Genomic DNA, 18,126 nt, shown 5'->3' with positions numbered 1-18,126 from the left:
TTTCCCCCTTATGAGATATACTGTTCTGCTTCCAACATCTTCCCGGCAATGCTCCGCTTCGTCTGAATGCCGCACGAGCGCTGCAAACGGCTAAGTTCCCCAGTAACCATCAAGACATAATCATGTACCGTCTTTTCGGAAACGGTCGCTTGCATCATTTTGCGTGCCGCCATCTCCACTTCAAGAAGCGAGTCGTCGATCAACGCTTTTGTTAAATCCACCTTTAAAGCATGCTTTTCTTCCCCATCCGCGCTATGGATTTTGCTGTACGCAAAACTGCCGATTCTGCTGCGTATAAATGCAAACCGATATCCGCCAATTTCATCAGCACTTCCTGCTCTTCGCTCATGCTTGGACCATAATTTTTAAAAGCGAGTCCTGTACATAGCAAGAACACTCTCCGCATCGCATGCACCGCTTCAATTTCCCGGGAAATAATGCCGATTGACCCCACTTTAGGCGCTCGAATTTCTGCTACCGCCTGTTTGATCAATTCTTCTAAATCAACCTGTCCCTTACCATACGCTTTTAGCAAATTCCCTGGAATCATAAGGCGGTTGACTTCATTGGTCCCTTCGAATATCCGGTTAATGCGGGAATCCCTGTACATCTGTTCAATTTTATATTCTTTGATAAATCCATAGCCTCCGTGCAGCTGGAGTGCTTCATCCGCTACATAATCCAGCGTTTCAGATCCATAGACTTTGCAAACTGCACATTCAGTGGCATATTCCATCAAGCGCTTCGCGGTCAATGCGGTATCAGGTGAATCGTATAAATCGCTTAATGCCTCTTCCAAATATCCAGCCGTCCGGTATTGCAGCGATTCAGATGCATAAATCCGGATTGCCATATCTGCAATTTTTTCTTGAGTGGCTGTAAATTCTGCAATCGCCTTGCCAAATTGCCGGCGTTCTTTCGTATATTTCAAGGCCAGTTCCAAACCATATTTTGCCGCGCCCATTGTGGCAGACCCCAAATTATAGCGTCCCAGATTCAATACATTCAATGCAATGACATGCCCTTTTCCGATCTCACCCAATAAATTCTCGACAGGGACTTCGCAATCTTCGAATATCACGGCCCGTCGAAGATCCTTTGATGCCCATTTTCTGTTCTTCTGCACCTAGCGACAACCCCGGAAAATCCTTTTCGACGATAAACGCGGTGAAATGCTTGCCATCCACTTTTGCATAAACGATAAAAGTATCGGAAAATGCCGCATTAGTGATGAACATTTTGGTGCCATTCAATATATAATGGCTGCCTGCATCATTTAACTTAGCGACCGTCTGAGCCGCTAAAGCATCGGATCCCGCATTCGGTTCTGTCAGGCAGTAAGCGCCGATATATTCACCTGAAGCGAGTTTCGGCAAATACTTCCTCTTCTGTTCTTCGCTGCCGAAATAAGTGATCGGCAACGTTGCGATGCAAGTATGGTTGGAGTGGGCAACCCCGTATCCTCCAGCTGGGCCGAGCACTTCTCCGACCAACCCTTTGCTGATTTTATCCAAACCGAGGCCTTCGTATTTTTCAGGAATACTGTGAGCCAACAATCCAAGTTCACCCGCCTGCCGAAGAAGCGATTGAACCAATTTAAAATCCTGGCTTTCAATTTCTTCATTGACTGGCCGAACTTTGCTTTCTAGAAAACGCTTCGCGGTTTTGGCAATCATTTTATGCTCTTCTGTAAAATCTTCTGGCGTAAAAACCGTTTCCGCTTCGGAAGGCTGGTACAGAAAACTTGCTCCTCGGTAAGTGATTGTGTGTCTATCCATCGAAATCACTCCTTTTACTATTTTGGGCAGTGGCCAGCGCATGTTGCATTAGGCTCTTCACAAACTCTCCGAAGTGGGCAAAACGGGGATCTTTCGTCTGTCCGTTCCGGTAACGGTAATAGATCTGCTGGCAAATGACTGCCAGTTTGAAATAAGCAAACGTCAAATAGAAATGCATCGCTGAAACATCCCGGCCGCTTTTTTCTGCATAGCGCCGGATAAATTCTTGGCGTGTATAAAAGCCTGGCAGCACCGTTACTGGAGCTTTGCCAAATCCTTTTTTCAACAGTTCGGGATCATCCTTTTCAATCCAATAGCCCATCGCCGCTCCTAAATCAGCGAGCGGGTCGCCAACTGTCGTCATTTCCCAGTCGAATAAGCCGGTGATTTTTGTGAAATCATCTGAAAACAGTGCATTGTTGAGCTTGAAATCGTAGTGAATGACAGTGGGAGCAGGAGATTGTGGCATATGTGTCTGCATCCATTCTGCTAATGCCGCCACTTCCGGAATATCATCGGTTTTTGACCGTTCATACCGCTGAGTCCAGCCCGTTACTTGGCGTTCCATAAATCCATCAGGTTTAGCCAGTTCTGCGAGTGCCGTTTTTGTATAGTCAACGGCGTGCAATTCTACGAGCATATCGACCATCAGCTCTGAAATTTTTTTACCCAGTTCTTCCGACGGCTCCGTTTCTTTTGGAAACTCCGTATCGATCACTTGGCCATGCCGCCTCTCCATGATAAAAAAAGGGCTGCCGACTATCGTTTCGTCATCCGAAAAAACAAAAGGTTTCGGGGCTGCCGGGAATACTTCATGCAAAGAAGAAAGAACACGGAATTCCCGTTCCATGTCATGGGCTTTCGGCGCCAAGGGACCGAGCGGCGGTCTGCGCAGCACCGCTTCCCAATCGCCAATTGACAGTGCATAAGTCAAATTGGAGTGGCCAGCACCGAATTGCTGGATTTCCAACTCCCCTTCCGGCAACCCATTGATATGTGTGTGGAGAAATTCCGAGAGTATTGCACGGTCCAGCTCTTCACCGGACCTGACTTGGATCACGCCGTTTTCGTGTTTTGCCATTAGGCTCCCTCCTCCAGATGTTTCTCCAGCAGGCTGCGGATGTCGTCCGGCAAACTTTCGCTTTTCTGGGTTTCAAAATTGAAATGGACGGCACTTGCGTCCCCTTTAGCGATCAATTGGCCGGTATTTGCATCTTCTATCCGATGAACGATTGAAAAACTGGAGTTGCCGATCTTACTTACTGCAGAAATCACTTTCAATTGCTGATTGAAAAAGCCTTGACTGATAAAATCACATTTGGCCGAGGCCATAATGACTTTCCATTTTGCGATATCCATATCAAATCCCAACGCTTTAAAAAACTCGATGCGGCTTCTTCCAAATAGATAAAATAGCTGATATTGCTAATATGTCCAAGTGCATCTGTTTCACTAAACCGCACTTTCACTGCCAATTCATGCGCCACAGTTCTCCATCTCCCTATTTGTTTTGAAATGCGCTTTCTTTTTTCGATAAATGCCCGGACCCCTTCTTTTGCATCTTCGGTTTGGAAGACTTTCTCAAAATAGGCTGCTTCAAGACTGGTGCCTTCTTCGAGTGGAAGTTCCAGTCCTTTATCAACCGCTTGCTTGATGAACCTTAAAGCTGGCATAGAAGATCGGCCAAACCGCTTCGCCATTTTTTTGGCTATCTCCATGCCTTCCCCACTTGGAACAACGCGATTGACCAAGCCGATTCTCTCAGCTTTTTCGGCTGTCACCGGCTCGCCAGTAAACATCATTTCTTTCGCTCTCGCTTCACCAATCAAGCGCGGCAAACGCTGAGTCCCCCCGCCGCCTGGAAAAAGGCCAAGTGTGATTTCCGGCAAGCCGATCTGAACATGTTCTTCTGCAATTCGAATATCGCAGCAAAGCACCAATTCACAGCCGCCGCCTAACGTAAGCCCGTTCAACATCGCAATCACCGGCTTTTCAAATTGGTCGATTCGGTGCAAGATCGCATGCGTTTCCAGGAAAGTCTCTTGAATTCCCGTTTGTCCGATCAGCTGCGGAAACTCTTTAATATCCGCCCCGGCCGCAAACACTTTTTCGCCTTGTCCGGTTAAAATAACTGCATTGACCTCCTCATCCGCCCCAAGTCCATCGAATACTTCGTCAAGTTCTTTAAATACTTGGTTGCTGATGACATTCATCGGCGGATTATCAATTGTGATAATGGCATAGCCCTCTGTTTTCTCTACTTGTAAAACTGCTGTCATGGCGCTTCGACTCCCTTTTCCCCGTAATCGTAAAATCCTTTTCCAGTTTTTCTGCCGAGCTCTCCAGCCTTTACTTTCTCTTCAATAAATGCAGGAGGCTTATCTTCTGGATTGCCGCTTTCCGCATATTGCTGCTGCATGACATAATAAGCAACGTCAAGCCCCGACAAATCCATCAATTCGAATGGGCCGATTGGATGCCGCAGCGCTTTTTTGATGACTAAATCGATTTCTTTAAAGTCGGCAATACCTTCTTCATATAAATGCATCGCTTCTTTTTGCAATGCCCCCAAAATCCGGTTTGCTACAAACCCGGAAATCTCTTTCCGCAGCAAGACGCCCGTCCGTCCGATTTTTTTACAAACCTCCATGGCTGTTTGGGCCGTTTCTTCTGAAGTTTTTTCACTCATAACCACTTCAACGCAATCCATAACAAGCGGCGGAAAAAAGAAATGCATATTGCATACTTTTTCTGGACGATCTGTTGCTTCTGCGATTAGCGAATTGACGATTGTTGAACTATTCGAAGCAAGAATCGTATGTTTCGGCGCAATTTCATCTAATTGCTTGAAGATTTCGCGCTTCACTTCCAATTTTTCAACTGCTGCTTCAATGACATAATCCGCATCACTCGCTGCTTTTTTTAAATCTGCAGTAAACGATAGCCGGCCAAAAGCTTCTGCTTTTTGCTGCTCAGTAATTTTCCCTTTCCGTACCCACTGCCCCATTAACATGTCCAAGCCGCTTTTCGCTTTCGCTAACGCTTCTTCTTTCAAATCCTGAAGGGCCGTTTGATATCCGCCCAAAGCACATAACATGGCAATTTGATGGCCCATTTGGCCAGCACCGACTACGCATATTTTATTGATATGAAGATTTTCCATTTGTTCATCCCCTTTTGGTTATTGCGCAATCCCATTTAAAATCAAATCACTGTATATTTCAGCCAGGCTTTCAGCAGACACTTCTCCAGCGGGATTGAACCATTGGTAGCTCCAATTCGTAATACCAAGCACTGCAAAAGCCGTCATATCAGGCTTTATGTCCTTTCGGAATTCGCCTTCTTCAATCCCTTCGGTGAGCAGGTTTTCAATATTGATCCGAAACTCTTCGCGCTTCGCTTTTACAGCTCCTGCGTTGTCCTCTGCCAAATGGCGCATTTCCCTAAAAAACACTCTGCCGCTCGGGCCGTGATCTTTAATATCGGCGATGAGGAGCTGCACCATTTGTTTGAGCTTTTGCTGATTGCTCGCAGCAGTTTTATGTATGGCCGCTTGGCGCTCAAGCAAATCGTCGATATATCCTAAATGGATGTCCATTAGCAATTGCTCTTTGCTGGAGAAATAATAGTAGAAAGTTCCTTTCGTTACTCCGATGGCTTCCACAATATCTTGAATGGAGGTTTCACTGAATCCTTTCCTTTCAAATAGCAGAATGCTTTCTTCAATGATTTTTTCTTTCATGCTATTTCCTCACAATCTCTGATCGGCTTTCCTTACAGCACATGCATGCCTCCATCAACAACAACCACATCGCCCGTAATGTAATCCGAAGCTTTAGAGGCTAAGAATAACGCTGCGCCTTTCAAGTCCTCTTCTGTGCCAAAACGGTTTAGCGGTGTCTGATCAAGCAAACGATCGCCTCCCTGTTCAATTAAAACCTTCGACATTTTCGTCGGGAAAAATCCTGGCGCTAATGCGTTGACGTTAATATTGAACTGGCCCCATTTCGCTGCTAAATCTTTCGTAAAAGTGATGACTGCCCCTTTGCTTGTGTTGTAGCCGATTGTATCCATCAATCTCGGGTCGATCCCGCCTAGCCCGGCAACGGATGCGATGTTGATAATTTTCCCGCTGCCTTGTTTGATCATCGTTTCGCCCACTTCCCGGCTCATCAAAAATGTTCCGGTAACGTTAACGTTCATGACTTTCTCCCAAGCATCCAGCGGCATTTCAAGTACAGGCGCTCCCCAAGTAGCACCTGAATTATTGACTAAAATATCAATTGAGCCGAATTCTTCCAAAGTTTTTTGAACCACATTTTTAACATCTTCCGGATTTGTCACATCGCATGCCAAGGCCAATGATTTCACGCCTTTTTCTTTTAACTTTTCGCTGATTTCTTTACAAGCTTCGACTTTCCGTGAACAGACCACTACATTGGCGCCTGCTTCCGCAAAGCCTTCGGCGATTTGTGCGCCTAATCCTCTTCCTCCCCCAGTTACGATTGCCGTTTTCCCGTCTAATTTAAAAAGATCCATTACATTCATTCCATTTCCCCCTTACTTTATACTAACTAGTTAGTATGTTCAGAATACTTAAATTTATGGTAACGTTTTCATTTTAATAAAGCAAGATGCAGAAAAGGTTAACTAAAAGAGGAAAAGCCGATGCATGCAGATTTCTGCTCGCTACCGGCTCTTCCTTCTCATTTGTCTGATGTTTTATCTTGATCTTGCTTCTGATCTTCAGCAACTTTGTCCGCTTTCTTGAACTCCTCTTGGTAACGCACTTCCTGAGCTGCTTTTACGTCCAGTTCCTTGTCCGCCAACTTTTCATGCGGCTGTTTTTCTTCTGCCATAATTACTGCTCCTTTCTGGATGTGAATTATTATTTCTTTTCCTGGTCTATTTCGGTCTAAACCACAGAAACGATATGACTCGCCGGCAAGACTTCAAATACGGTAAAATGAAAGAATATAATCCAAAAAGAAAAGAGGTGTCCTATGTTAAAACGTTTAGCCATCACCGGCTATAAACAGCATGAGCTCGGGATATTCGATGACAAAAACCCAGGAATCCGTTTTATTAAAAAAGCGCTGGAAAACCAATTGCGCGTACTTATCGACGAAGGATTGGAATGGGTCATCATCAGCGGGCAGCTTGGCGTGGAGACTTGGGCGGCCGAAGTGGTGTTGAACTTAAAGGAAGAATTCCCTGATTTGAAATATGCGGTGCTTACGCCTTTTCTCGATCAGGAAAAAAGATGGAACGAAGCGAAACAAGAGAAATACCAGATGATTCTTGAAATGGCTGACTTCCATCGCAGTTTAACGAACCGCCCTTACGAGGCGCCGTGGCAATTCATTGAGAAAAATAAATTCTTCCTCCGCAACTCGGATGGCATGCTGATTGTCTACGACGAAGAAATGGACGGCTCTCCGAAGTTCACTAAAAAAGAAGCCGAGAGCTATGCTGAAAAAAATGATTATCAAGTTTTCACCATTACAGCGGACGACTTAAGAGTTGTTGCAGAAGAAGAACAAGTGAATGAATGGGAATAAGTTTGAATACTTCAACATGCAGCCGCTAGGTTGACGAAGGTGACGAACTTCGATACCCTTAATAACTATGCTATACAAAAGATCAAAGGAGGAATTATGAAGAAAGCTTCAAGAGTATTCTATATCACATTCGCATTAGTCATTTTAACTGTATTATCCGGTGTATTTGCACCTGAAATTTTTGAAAAAGTCACAGGCAACATACGGACATTTATCGGCACCAATTTCGGCTGGTATTATTTGACGCTGATGGCGTTGCTTCTGATCTTTGTATTTGTCATTGTTATCAGCCCCTACGGAAAAATACGGTTGGGGAAAGATACCGACCGTCCCGAATTCTCTACTCTTTCATGGATTTCCATGCTGTTTTCTGCCGGAATGGGGATCGGCCTTGTATTTTACGGCGCTTCAGAACCGCTCAGCCATTTTGCAATTCAACCCGCAACTGCTGAAGTCGGAACAGATGCCGCTTTTAAAGAAGGATTGGAACGCACTTATTACCATTGGGGAATCCATGTATGGGCGATGTACGGGCTCATTGCATTATCACTCGCCTTTTTCCAGTTCCGAAAAGGAGAACCTGCGTTAATTTCATCAACACTGAAGCCGATTTTCGGCAAGAAAATGGAAGGTCCACTTGGAACCTTAGTTGACGTTCTTGCTGTTTTCGCTACCGTTTTCGGCGTAGCGACTTCCCTCGGCTTTGGCGCTGCTCAAATTAACGGCGGATTGACCTATCTTTTCGGAGCGCCGGATGAACCGTGGTTCCAACTTCTGATTATCGCCGTCGTGACTGTTTTGTTTGTCATTTCGGCTTGGTCCGGGCTTAATAAAGGGATTAAATACCTGTCCAATACCAATATGGTGCTGGCTGTTATTCTGTTGATCCTAGTTCTTGTGCTGGGTCCGACTTTGCTCATTTTAAATTTGTTCACCGAGACATTCGGCCATTACATCCAGAATTTGATCAGCTTGAGCTTCCAATCAGCACCGCTCGATGCGGAAAACCGCTCATGGCTAAATGACTGGACCATTTTCTACTGGGCTTGGTGGATTTCTTGGGCGCCTTTCGTCAGTATGTTCATCGCCCGAGTTTCAAAAGGCCGGACTATCCGGGAGTTCCTGATTGGCGTGGTGTTAGTGCCAACCATCTTCGGTTCTTTCTGGTTTGCAGCATTCGGTACGACGGCCATCGATATCCAGAAAAGTGGAATTGATTTGACCGGCTTCCCGACGGAACAGACCTTATTTGCGATGTTCAGTGAAATGCCGCTTGGCTTTGTTATGTCCCTATTTGCAATTTTGCTCGTCAGTACTTTCTTCATCACTTCTGCTGACTCAGCAACATTCGTACTCGGCATGCAATCGACGAACGGCTCGCTGCTTCCAAGCAACCAGATCAAAGTTCTTTGGGGCATTGCACAATCGCTGGTTGCCGCAATCCTACTATCAGTTGGCGGATTGACAGCTGTCCAAAATACGATTATTGTCGCCGCATTGCCTTTCTCTGTCGTCATGATTCTCATGGTCATCGCCTTATTCAAGGCATTGAATGCGGAATTGAAACTTCCTAAACCCAAAAAATAATGTGAAGCGCCTTCCTTAATAGGAAGGCGTTTTTTGCATAGTAGTTGATGGATACGGGTATAGCACGAATGGAGAAGCGCCATCGCCTTTTAGTATGGCCATTAATTGCAAGATCAATTTAACGGAGGTGTTTCAGCCATGGAAGAACAAACGCGCACGATTATCCAAGGCTCATTGAATGCATTGCTCGAAAGCGATAAATTTCTACCCGGACTTCAAGGACAAATGAGGAAACAGGCTTTCACTTCATTGAGCGCTATCCTTTCTACGCCGAATAAAATCCACAAATCGTTCTTGCGCATCCCATTAGACGATGGAAGCGTAGTCCGAATCCCTGCTTTTCGCGTCCATCACAACGACGCGCTCGGACCGTATAAAGGCGGGATCCGTTTTCATGAAAGCGTCAATGAAGATGAAGTCATCAACTTGGCTTTTCTGATGACTTTGAAAAACGCCTTGCACAATGTGCCGTTCGGAGGCGGCAAAGGCGGAATCGTCATTAACCCCCGCGAGTATTCCGAAAAGGAATTAAACCTGATCTGCCGGAAATACGTCCGCTATTTTTCAGATGAGATCGGACCGGATAAAGACATCCCAGCCCCTGATGTCGGTTCTGGAGAACGCGAAATGGACTGGATGATGGCCGAGTTCAAAAAAGTCCATTATGGCCAAGCCTATCTTGGCAGCTTCACAGGAAAAAGTGTTGCTAACGGCGGGTCGCTGGGGCGCAGAGAAGCAACAGGGAAAGGCGTCTATTTCACTTTCCGCTATTTGATGAATGATTATTTAAAAGCCAATGAACAAATGCTTGCCAGCTCGGATAATGTGTTTGCGGCGACTGCACTGGCACATGCGAACCGGCCCCTCACAATGGCGGTCCAAGGATTTGGGAACGTAGGATCCGTGGCAGCGCTTGAAGCTTACAAAAGCACCGAAATCCAAAACCGCATTGTGGCAGTAAGCGACCGAAATGTGACACTCTATAACGAAGAAGGCTTGGATATTCCAGCTTTGATCGAATTTACAGCGGGTAATCGCGGCGACTTGCCGTCTACCCCAGCACAATTGGATCAGGCGACTATCAAAGCAGAAATAAGAGGCCGTGATGAGCTGCTTACCTTGCCAGTTGATGTCTTACTGCTTGCTGCTCTTGAAAACCAAATCCATAAAGAGAATATGAAAGACATCCAGGCAAAAATCATTATCGAAGGCGCGAACGCACCAACCACACAAGAAGCGGATGAATACTTGAGCAATCAAGGCGTTATCATCATTCCGGATATTTTAGCCAATGCCGGCGGTGTGATTGTTTCTTACTTTGAATGGCTGCAAGGCCGGGAGACGCAATTTTATACAGAAGCGGAAGTTTACCGCCTCTTGCTCGAAAAGATGAAAGAAACGATGGATGCCATTTATCCGCAATTTTTCGGCGATCCGTTCCCCCTTCGGCAGAATTGCTACATCCATTCGGTAAAGAAACTTTCAACCGTGCTTTATCGCCAAGGAAAACTTTACTAAAAATGAGAAAACCGCTGCAGCCTTCAATCGGCTTCAGCGGTTTTCCTTTTTTCCTCGATTCGGCGGTTATGGGAAATGGAATAAGCGTCTTTTCGAAAGTTTAAAATCGCATCTTCAGAACAGCGAATCCCTTCGGCCATCACGGTCGGATCGAATTTCATGTCATCCAGCTGCTCCGCTATTCCTTCAATGCTTAAATGTCCGACTATTATTCGCTGGCGCTCCTTCGGCCATTCGATTGTCGGGTCGTCTGTTGGATCTTCCCTCTCCCCAATAACCACAGCCAACTGGAAACCAGCGGTCCCTGCCTTTACACGCGCTTCGATTTCCTGCTCGTAATAACCTGCAGGGATTTCCGCAAGATCTTTAGCGTCTAAAGTTTCTACACCGACATCCGGTATCCATTCATACTTGATCGGTGTCTGCTTGCCTTCTCGGTTCAAAAAATAAAATGCGTGAATGGAGTAGTAGATTCCGGTCGCAAAGCTGACAGGTGCATGCATCTTTTTGAGAATCTTGATAGCGGCCCGGCTCTCCGGATATTTAATCAGCAGTTCTGCCAATTCCCGTAAAGGAGGCTTCCCGTCTTTAAATGATTTGACCACTCCGAGCATTTCCGTGAAGACAGACGGCGTCCGTGCTAAAAATATGGGTGCATTGACGCCGACAATATTGGTCGCTTCACCGTTCGGCAATTTAAATTGGACAGCCATCCCTTTGACCGGCGACATGATATCCGTCCATTCGGGATTCGGTGAGCTGTGGGAAAAGCGGACAAATGCTTCTACCCCGCCTTTTTGAAGATGCGGCGCAGTGGTCAACCCTTCTGCATTTCCGTTGGCTGTAAACTTCGCTTTGTAAATGACTCCGCGCGCATGCGCACGGCGGTAAAGCGGATGTTCGCCGAATACGCGCTCAATCCGATTAACGGCCACTTCGGCCAATTGCGGTTTTTCCATGCCCTCACCCCTTTTATTCGATATACCCAAATAAGCTTAGTTTTAAAAATAACGGGAATACAAAAAGAACAAAACTTAAGGAGGAATTTATTAATGGATTTTAAACACGAAAATAACCGCTTCACGGTCATGAAAGACTCAGAAGAATTGGGATACATTTCGTATATTCCAGATGGCGACGTGCTCACAGTCGACCATACGGAAGTTTCACCAAAGCTTGAAGACCAAGGGGTCGGCAAACAGCTTGTTGAACAAGTTGTCCAATATGCGCGGCAAGAAGGAAAGAAAATCGATCCTCAATGTCCATTTGCACAAGGAGTCATCGAAAAAACAGCTGATTTCCAAGACGTTGTTGTAAAGTAATCCGAAACATCCGTGAAAGCGGGTGTTTTTGTTTTGTCTTAGGAAACCCGGGAACAGTAAAAGAAAAGTGCGAAAAAGGAGATGGCATCATGGACACTTCTCTTGAACAAACAATAGCGAAATTTGCGCAGCCTTTTGATTCCACAGCTAACTTGTCGCCAATCATAGAAGCAATTGGCGATGCCAAAATCGTGATGCTTGGTGAAGCAAGCCATGGTACTTCTGAATTCTATAAAGTGCGAGCCGAACTATCAAAAAAACTGATCGAAGAAAAAGGATTTACATTAATTGCCGTTGAAGGCGATTGGCCATCTGCCCAACAAGTCAACCGCTATATTAAAGGCTTTAAAGAAGAGAAAAAAGAGGCCCGGGAAATCGTCCAATCGTTTACCCGCTGGCCAACTTGGATGTGGGCAAATGAAGAGATGGCCGACTTTATTTGCTGGCTGAAAGCACGCAATAGCCGGAACGAGCAGAAAACAGGATTTTATGGCATCGATATCTACAGTCTTTGGGAGTCGATGGAAGAAGTCATCCATTATTTAACGCATACCAATCCTTCCGGCGGCGACTTGGAATTGGCCAAAAAAGCCTTTTCCTGTTTTGAGCCATTTAACCGGGAACCCGAAAATTATGCGATTTCCTATGCAAGCTTTTCTACTGTCTGCATCGAGGAAGTGTCCAATCTCCTTTTCTCCATCCGCTCGAACGAAGAGCTTTATAAAGATGATTGGGAAAATGATTTAAATTTGAAGATCAATGCGCTCGTCACAAAAAATGCGGAAGACTATTACCGGGCCATGGTCCAAAGCGGAGAAGTGTCCTGGAATATCCGTGACGAACATATGGTGGAAGCCATCAATGAAATCCGTGATTACCACGGCCGCGATGCCAAAATCATTATTTGGGAACATAATACCCATATTGGAGACGCCCGGGCGACGGATATGAAAAATGACGGCATGATCAATGTCGGACAGGTTCTCCGTGAACAGAACCGCCCGGAGGACGTTTTCGCATTAGGATTTGGAACTTATACCGGCACGGTTATCGCCTCAGAAGCTTGGGGAACACCACATCAAATCATGGAAGTTCCGCCAGCCCGGGTCCATTCATGGGAAGAGCTGTTTCACCGTACCGGCGCAGGCGACCAATTCGTCATTTTTAATGATCAGAATCGGAAAGCTTTTGATCAATGGGCTGGGCATCGTGCGATTGGCGTCGTTTACCATCCTGAATTTGAAGCACGCGGAAATTATGTCCCAAGCAAATTATCAACACGCTACGACGCGTTTATTTATATTGAAAATACGACGGCATTGTCCCCTATCCGAGTAGAAAATACAGTGCTGTAGAAAAGGCAGACTTCGCGTCTGCCTTTTTTATGAAATTTGCATCAACAGAAAACTTTTCTGCCTTTTCAAAGGTAATACATATAAGAACGTTTATAACGGACGGAAAGGAGTGATTTCAAGCGATGGATAATAAAGGAGCGTTGGATAATAAAGGAGCGTTGGATAAAGCAAGTTTTCAAGAACTCTATCAAAAACATGCAAATTTTGCCATCCGCACTGCCATTGCAATTACCCGCAACCCGGAAATCGCGAAAGACGCCGTCCAGGAAACCTTTATACGGGTTTACCGCCATCTTTCTTCGTATGATGCCAGTTTGCCGTTTGAACCTTGGCTTTACCGCATATTAGTGAACGAATGCAATCGGCTATTAAAGAAAGAATCGAAAATGCCAGCTTACCACCATCCCGATTTAGAGAATGACGAGCGGATTTCCTCACCTTCCGGCGGCCATGCAGCAGATTTGGTCGAAACCATTCAGAGTATGGAGGATCTTTATCGCATTCCGTTAATTTTGAAATACATCAAAGGCTTCAGCGAGAAAGAGATTGCGGACATTTTGGAGCTAAATCAAAATACCGTCAAATCCCGCCTTTTCAAAGGACGCCAGAACTTGCGCCAGCTGCTGGAAATAGCGGAACAGGAGGCTGAATTGGATGAAAAATATAGATGATCGAGCAAAAAAGGCATTAATGGACAAGACTTCTGAAGCCGGCCAACTGGAGCAGGAAATTTGGAGCCGTTTAGAAAACGAGCTGTTTACAGAACCGCAAACCGCGGCAAGGAAGGTGAAAAGCATGAAAAAGAAAGTGCTTCCTCTTATAATTGCAGCTGCCGCCGGGATATTGATCGCTTTCAGTTTTCAAACCGAAACCGGCATGGCTTTGATTGACCGGATCAAGGAAATGTTTGTACCTGAAAAAGAAGTAGTCCAAAGCATTGAAGGAATGGATGAAGAAACCAATGTCCAATTAAATGAAGGCAAAGATGCGGAATACGTCATCTACATCGATGAAGAACGCTATAAAATGATTAAAGGCGAAGGCGACCGGCCCGATGTGATTACGACGAAAGAAGAATTGCCCGAGAACTTCCCTGAAGTATCCATGACCATCGAACAAATTCCAGATACCGCTCCTGACACACTGGTCAGCCAGTACGAAGAAGAATTAACACTTGAATTCCCAGAGCTTCGCCCAGTCGAACAAGTGACAGAACCTGTAGAAGGCTACCAATTGCACGGCATTCAAAACGGCGGACAGAAATGGGACGATGAAGTGGTCCATGCCTATGTCATCAGCAACGGAAAAGAAGGCAGTTTTGTCATTACTGAACGTTATTTCCTGGAAGCAGCTGAAGGACACGGCGCCCGCTTTTACGCCATGCTCCAAGAATTCCAGATTTTAGAGTAACCAAAAATGCACCACTAGAAACCATTGTAAAAAGGCGGCAAGGAATTTTTCCTTGCCGCCTTTTTTAATCGATTTTACAGTTCGCTTGCCGATGAATTGAGTGAGTAAAGGTAATTCCAGTTGTCCGCCTTGAAAAGCGCATGGAATGTGATTTTTTCTCCTGTTCCCAATGTCACCACTTCTTGTTCGATGGCCACTACCATCGCAATTGCACCGTTATCCAGATTCAGATAGACATCGCCAATAGAAGGTTTGATCGCGTTTTGTTCACGCAATTTCTCTTCCAATTGAGCGTCTTCTTCTTTCTGGCTTTGTGTCACTTTTGATTGGTCGAAATAGCTAATGTCTGTACTTCCTGGCTCATCGCCTGGAACCATCACAAAGAATTCACGTGCCTTCACTGTATTTTGGCGCGTCGTGATGACGTTCTTGCCTTCTACAGATTCAACTTTTTCAAATTCATTCAACGAATAATGATCCATATAATCCGGATCCGGCTTCACAATGAAGATATACCCGCCTTCTTCGGCGACAACGTCTTCCCGAAGTGTATACTTTGTCCCCAAAAACAGGAACGCATCCAGATGTTTCGGCTTGTAGAAAGTGGCCTCTTCGGCTTTGCACGCTACTTGTTCCATATCTTTAAGCCGGAACATCAGCACCGACTTTTTCGCTAGCGGTTTAACCGAATACACCTTGTGAAGCTCGTTGTTGTAATAAACCAATTGCCCTTTTCGTACTTGTAATAATTTCATTTTTCGCCCTCCGATACTATCATGCTATGGGGTTCATTCTAGAGGAAACTATAGCAGAAGTCTATGCATTCACTCGATTTGTCCAGCTTCCTGTGGTATAACGGGAACAACAAGCAAAAAAGGAAGTGCACACATGGAATATGAAAACCGTGATGAGTTGATCATCAAGAAATACCAGCAAGATGAAAATATGATGATCCAATTATTCGTGCAATGGTGCACGAACCACCAACTTGACCCAATGGCCCTTTATCAAAAAGCCTATCCTTATCAAGAAAAGAACGCTGCGCTCCTAACAGCCATCGAAGAAGCCAATGCCGAAACCGCGGAAATTGAAATCAGCAATGAAACGATGCTAGAAGTCTTGCAACTGTTCGGCAACGACGACCTCGCATTTGTTGTGGTCGAAGAAATGGAACGGATGCCCAAAAAATAAAAGATCGAGCGCTTAGGCACTTGATCTTTTATTTTCTTTGTTTCCGAAGTTGTTTCGCTTTGTTTTCGATATGGCTGGTCCGCAGGTTTTCATAGCGGTTCGAGGCGATATTGCTATAAATCCCATTGAAATCTTTTTCTTTGACCGGTTCTTCCACTTCTTCCTCTGCGCCTTCTTCGGCCAACAATTCTTCTTCACGTTTTTCTTCCATGATTTATCTTCCTTTCGTCCCTTAAGCTTTCCTTATCCATTTTCCCTGAGCAAGACCTAGTTAAACGCAAAGAAAACGGACATCTAAAAGACGTCCGCTTCTCCAGTTTATTAAACTGTCTGTTTAACGCCTTTTAATTCACGTTCTAAAAACTTCGCAAGTTCAAGCATGCCATATTTGCCGGCAGCCGCTTCCGCATCCGAATTATAATTCGTATTGGTGTTGACATCGTAAGTGAAAATCTCGCCTTCTGCATTGCGGATAAATTCGATGCCAGCTACGTTAATGTTGTTCTGGGCAAGAAAAGCTTCGTATTTAGCGATAATTGGATCGTTAAACCCTTCCACCACTTGGAATTTCGGCTTTTCTTCGACTTCTTCTCCCACTGGGCAGAACAAATCATCGATCCGGCAAGCATCTGCGGGCATAATTCAAAGCCTTCCGAAGTATCCACTTGTACCGCGTAGACAAATTTTCCACCGACAAATTCGCAGCGCGTGATAAACGGTTCAGGCGCTTGGATGTACTCCTGAATCAGCGTAATTCCATCAATCGACGGTTCAAACTCTGCTCCGTTGACGTATTCGTTCAATGCTTCCATCGAATGGAACAATCTCACGCCTAAGCCTTTTCCTGCACGGTTGTGTTTCGTAATGAAAGAAGCAGCGCCCATTTTTTCTGCAGCGGCCAAAATTTGCTCTTTGCCGTTAGCTGCAATGGTTTTAGGCGTACGGATACCGGATGCATTCAATGCCATATATTGTTTCACTTTGCTGACTTCCAGGCTTAGTGCCTGGCTGCCATTAAACACTTTACGTCCATGATGCTCAAGCCAAACAAGCAAGGAGTCTGCCATTTCCGGTGCAAACCGGTGTCCGCGTGTGTGTGAAGAGGCGCTCATGCGGCTGTAAAAGACGCCTTCAGGCGGTGCATCGTTCAAGTCGACTAGGCTTTCGTTGATAAACCAATCTTCGTAAGGAAGGCCCAGTTCATCTAACCTTTTGAATAAATGCGTTGTCCATTCCTCGTTTTCGTGTATTACGTATATTTTTTCAGTCATGTAATTTCCTCCTAATAAATCGTTGCTGTCAATGCCTTGCGTTTTTCTTCAACAATCGGCATTACTTTTTTCGAGAAGCGCTCCATCTCTTCTAATTGAGGAGAGAATTGAAGCAATAATAGATCCAAACCAACTTGTTCGTACGCGATGATGCGATCGGCAATTTGCTCGGGCGTGCCGATTAAATTCGGACGCAAGCCGCGGTTCGAAACGGAATAATCCTGAAGCTTCACTTCTTGCTCTAACTTCGATTTGCTGACAAAATCATCGTAGCCCACATAGCCTTTCGCATCTTTTACATCCGTGATGCGCGCATATTCAGCGGCTACTTCTTCCTCTGTATCGCGGCAAATCACATAAGCAGCCATGCCGAAGGATTGCAGCGGTTCTTTGCCTGCTTCTTCCGCAATTTTTTCATGCCGGCAATTTTCGTCTCAATTTCTTCCACTGTCCCGCCGTGCATCACGTAAGCATCACATGATTCCACGATTGACTGTTTGCCGCGCGGCTTTCGCCGCCTGCATAAAGCACCGGATTTGGTCGCTGCACAGGTTTTGGAGCAAGATGCGCATTTTGGATATCGTAATACTTCCCTTTGAAAGAGAATGTGTCTTCCGTCCACATGCCTTTGACAATCTTCAAAAATTCGTCTGTTCGGTCATAGCGTTCGTCGTGTTCTGTAAATTCTCCGCCGTATTGGCGTGCTTCTTCTGCCCACCAGGCAGATACTACATTTAAAGTGAAACGGCCATTTGAAATCCGGTCTATATTTGCCGCCATCTTAGCTGTTACAGCAGGGTTATGGAAAGCAGGGCGAATTGCCGTCATGATCTCCAGCTTGTCAGTCACTGCTGCAAGAGCTGCCGCTGTTGACCAAGCTTCTAATGAATCGGCTTCCATTCCTTTGATGTCATTCAAATTCAACTCAGCAATCAATGTCGTATCGTAACCCCATTGTTCAGCTGATTGCGCCACTTGCTTCGCATAATCAAAAGTCGCCGGCATGTTTTCATCTTCCACATTGCGCAGCCAACCGCCGAATATCGGCATCCAGAAACCATATTTCATCGCTCATTCACTTCCCTTTACGTTTATAGTCAAATGCAAAAGATTCAAATAATCAAATAACGCTT

16 protein-coding genes and 5 pseudogenes are annotated in these 18,126 nt (G+C 45.4%); 8 read left to right on the top strand and 13 right to left on the bottom strand.

Annotated features, from left to right (window positions below):
• Window positions 1-8: 8 nt before the first annotated feature.
• The 8 genes and pseudogenes from L0M13_RS01680 to L0M13_RS01645 form a co-directional block, all read right to left on the bottom strand.
• A pseudogene (locus L0M13_RS01680) lies at window positions 9-1,778 on the bottom strand (acyl-CoA dehydrogenase family protein).
• Window positions 1,771-2,859, bottom strand: coding sequence for a phosphotransferase family protein (locus L0M13_RS01675; RefSeq protein ID WP_235198030.1), 1,089 nt, complete (start codon window positions 2,857-2,859; stop codon window positions 1,771-1,773). Before L0M13_RS01675 ends, L0M13_RS01680 begins: the two are co-directional and overlap by 8 nt.
• A pseudogene (locus L0M13_RS01670) lies at window positions 2,859-3,265 on the bottom strand (acyl-CoA thioesterase). Before L0M13_RS01670 ends, L0M13_RS01675 begins: the two are co-directional and overlap by 1 nt.
• A gap of 36 nt (window positions 3,266-3,301) precedes the next feature.
• Window positions 3,302-4,057 (bottom strand): annotated as a pseudogene (locus L0M13_RS01665) (enoyl-CoA hydratase/isomerase family protein); the annotation flags it as partial.
• Window positions 4,054-4,941, bottom strand: a complete 888-nt coding sequence (locus L0M13_RS01660) for a 3-hydroxyacyl-CoA dehydrogenase family protein (RefSeq protein ID WP_235198029.1) — start codon at window positions 4,939-4,941, stop codon at window positions 4,054-4,056. The pseudogene L0M13_RS01665 and the gene L0M13_RS01660, both read right to left, overlap by 4 nt.
• 18 nt (window positions 4,942-4,959) lie before the next feature.
• Entirely contained in the window at window positions 4,960-5,520 is a 561-nt protein-coding gene (locus L0M13_RS01655; protein ID WP_235198028.1) for a TetR/AcrR family transcriptional regulator, read from the bottom strand.
• Window positions 5,521-5,552: 32 nt separating this feature from the next.
• On the bottom strand, window positions 5,553-6,326 hold the full coding sequence (locus L0M13_RS01650; protein WP_235198027.1) for an SDR family oxidoreductase: 774 nt from the start codon (window positions 6,324-6,326) through the stop codon (window positions 5,553-5,555).
• Between the two features lie 158 nt (window positions 6,327-6,484).
• Entirely contained in the window at window positions 6,485-6,637 is a 153-nt protein-coding gene (locus L0M13_RS01645; protein ID WP_235198026.1) for a YfhE family protein, read from the bottom strand.
• A 144-nt stretch (window positions 6,638-6,781) separates the two neighbouring features.
• Here L0M13_RS01645 and L0M13_RS01640 point away from each other — a divergent pair, with 144 nt between their 5' ends.
• From L0M13_RS01640 to L0M13_RS01630, 3 genes are all read left to right on the top strand, one after another.
• The gene (locus tag L0M13_RS01640) at window positions 6,782-7,339 is read left to right on the top strand and encodes an SLOG family protein (protein ID WP_235198025.1); all 558 of its coding nucleotides are present in this window, start codon (window positions 6,782-6,784) and stop codon (window positions 7,337-7,339) included.
• A gap of 96 nt (window positions 7,340-7,435) precedes the next feature.
• Window positions 7,436-8,926, top strand: coding sequence for a glycine betaine uptake BCCT transporter (locus L0M13_RS01635; RefSeq protein WP_235198024.1), 1,491 nt, complete (start codon window positions 7,436-7,438; stop codon window positions 8,924-8,926).
• Between the two features lie 138 nt (window positions 8,927-9,064).
• Window positions 9,065-10,444: a Glu/Leu/Phe/Val family dehydrogenase gene (locus tag L0M13_RS01630; protein ID WP_235198023.1), complete on the top strand. Its 1,380-nt coding sequence runs from the start codon at window positions 9,065-9,067 to the stop codon at window positions 10,442-10,444.
• A 23-nt stretch (window positions 10,445-10,467) separates the two neighbouring features.
• On the opposite strand, the gene L0M13_RS01625 is transcribed toward L0M13_RS01630, so the two are convergent.
• Complete coding sequence (locus L0M13_RS01625; RefSeq protein ID WP_235198022.1) at window positions 10,468-11,403, bottom strand: catalase family peroxidase; 936 nt, start codon at window positions 11,401-11,403, stop codon at window positions 10,468-10,470.
• Between the two features lie 93 nt (window positions 11,404-11,496).
• On the opposite strand from L0M13_RS01625, the gene L0M13_RS18680 reads away from it, so the two are divergent.
• From L0M13_RS18680 to L0M13_RS01605, 4 genes are all read left to right on the top strand, one after another.
• Complete coding sequence (locus L0M13_RS18680) at window positions 11,497-11,766, top strand: GNAT family N-acetyltransferase (protein WP_235198021.1); 270 nt, start codon at window positions 11,497-11,499, stop codon at window positions 11,764-11,766.
• An 89-nt stretch (window positions 11,767-11,855) separates the two neighbouring features.
• On the top strand, window positions 11,856-13,121 hold the full coding sequence (locus L0M13_RS01615) for an erythromycin esterase family protein (RefSeq protein WP_235198020.1): 1,266 nt from the start codon (window positions 11,856-11,858) through the stop codon (window positions 13,119-13,121).
• Between the two features lie 122 nt (window positions 13,122-13,243).
• Entirely contained in the window at window positions 13,244-13,792 is a 549-nt protein-coding gene (locus L0M13_RS01610; protein WP_235198019.1) for an RNA polymerase sigma factor, read from the top strand.
• Window positions 13,776-14,531 carry a hypothetical protein gene (locus L0M13_RS01605; RefSeq protein WP_235198018.1) on the top strand — a complete coding sequence of 252 codons (756 nt, stop codon included), beginning with the start codon at window positions 13,776-13,778 and terminating at the stop codon, window positions 14,529-14,531. The genes L0M13_RS01610 and L0M13_RS01605 overlap by 17 nt, the downstream gene beginning before the upstream one ends.
• A 74-nt stretch (window positions 14,532-14,605) precedes the next feature.
• On the opposite strand, the gene L0M13_RS01600 is transcribed toward L0M13_RS01605, so the two are convergent.
• Window positions 14,606-15,286, bottom strand: coding sequence for a hypothetical protein (locus L0M13_RS01600; protein ID WP_235198017.1), 681 nt, complete (start codon window positions 15,284-15,286; stop codon window positions 14,606-14,608).
• 133 nt (window positions 15,287-15,419) lie between these two features.
• On the opposite strand from L0M13_RS01600, the gene L0M13_RS01595 reads away from it, so the two are divergent.
• Window positions 15,420-15,722 (top strand): hypothetical protein, encoded by a 303-nt coding sequence (locus L0M13_RS01595; protein ID WP_235198016.1) that lies wholly within the window; start codon window positions 15,420-15,422, stop codon window positions 15,720-15,722.
• Between the two features lie 28 nt (window positions 15,723-15,750).
• Here the strand turns inward: L0M13_RS01595 and L0M13_RS01590 are convergent, their stop codons facing one another.
• From L0M13_RS01590 to L0M13_RS01580, 3 genes and pseudogenes are all read right to left on the bottom strand, one after another.
• A complete protein-coding gene (locus L0M13_RS01590) occupies window positions 15,751-15,933 on the bottom strand; it encodes a hypothetical protein (protein WP_235198015.1) in 183 nt (60 codons plus the stop codon).
• 110 nt (window positions 15,934-16,043) lie between these two features.
• Window positions 16,044-16,993 (bottom strand): annotated as a pseudogene (locus L0M13_RS01585) (RimK family alpha-L-glutamate ligase).
• Between the two features lie 11 nt (window positions 16,994-17,004).
• Window positions 17,005-18,061, bottom strand: a pseudogene (locus tag L0M13_RS01580) (LLM class flavin-dependent oxidoreductase).
• Window positions 18,062-18,126 lie beyond the last annotated feature (65 nt).

It is taken from the genome of Planococcus sp. 107-1, from assembly GCF_021513255.1.
In the GTDB taxonomy this organism is placed as follows: domain Bacteria; phylum Bacillota; class Bacilli; order Bacillales_A; family Planococcaceae; genus Planococcus.
Note: the sequence above shows the minus strand (reverse complement) of the source record. Positions and strands in the feature narration are given on the sequence as shown.

Coding starts and splice junctions, on each gene's coding strand:
- L0M13_RS01675 (WP_235198030.1), bottom strand. CDS start 2,859: ATGGCAAAACACGAAAACGGCGTGATCCAAGTCAGGTCCGGTGAAGAG.
- L0M13_RS01660 (WP_235198029.1), bottom strand. CDS start 4,941: ATGGAAAATCTTCATATCAATAAAATATGCGTAGTCGGTGCTGGCCAA.
- L0M13_RS01655 (WP_235198028.1), bottom strand. CDS start 5,520: ATGAAAGAAAAAATCATTGAAGAAAGCATTCTGCTATTTGAAAGGAAA.
- L0M13_RS01650 (WP_235198027.1), bottom strand. CDS start 6,326: ATGAATGTAATGGATCTTTTTAAATTAGACGGGAAAACGGCAATCGTA.
- L0M13_RS01645 (WP_235198026.1), bottom strand. CDS start 6,637: ATGGCAGAAGAAAAACAGCCGCATGAAAAGTTGGCGGACAAGGAACTG.
- L0M13_RS01640 (WP_235198025.1), top strand. CDS start 6,782: ATGTTAAAACGTTTAGCCATCACCGGCTATAAACAGCATGAGCTCGGG.
- L0M13_RS01635 (WP_235198024.1), top strand. CDS start 7,436: ATGAAGAAAGCTTCAAGAGTATTCTATATCACATTCGCATTAGTCATT.
- L0M13_RS01630 (WP_235198023.1), top strand. CDS start 9,065: ATGGAAGAACAAACGCGCACGATTATCCAAGGCTCATTGAATGCATTG.
- L0M13_RS01625 (WP_235198022.1), bottom strand. CDS start 11,403: ATGGAAAAACCGCAATTGGCCGAAGTGGCCGTTAATCGGATTGAGCGC.
- L0M13_RS18680 (WP_235198021.1), top strand. CDS start 11,497: ATGGATTTTAAACACGAAAATAACCGCTTCACGGTCATGAAAGACTCA.
- L0M13_RS01615 (WP_235198020.1), top strand. CDS start 11,856: ATGGACACTTCTCTTGAACAAACAATAGCGAAATTTGCGCAGCCTTTT.
- L0M13_RS01610 (WP_235198019.1), top strand. CDS start 13,244: ATGGATAATAAAGGAGCGTTGGATAATAAAGGAGCGTTGGATAAAGCA.
- L0M13_RS01605 (WP_235198018.1), top strand. CDS start 13,776: ATGAAAAATATAGATGATCGAGCAAAAAAGGCATTAATGGACAAGACT.
- L0M13_RS01600 (WP_235198017.1), bottom strand. CDS start 15,286: ATGAAATTATTACAAGTACGAAAAGGGCAATTGGTTTATTACAACAAC.
- L0M13_RS01595 (WP_235198016.1), top strand. CDS start 15,420: ATGGAATATGAAAACCGTGATGAGTTGATCATCAAGAAATACCAGCAA.
- L0M13_RS01590 (WP_235198015.1), bottom strand. CDS start 15,933: ATGGAAGAAAAACGTGAAGAAGAATTGTTGGCCGAAGAAGGCGCAGAG.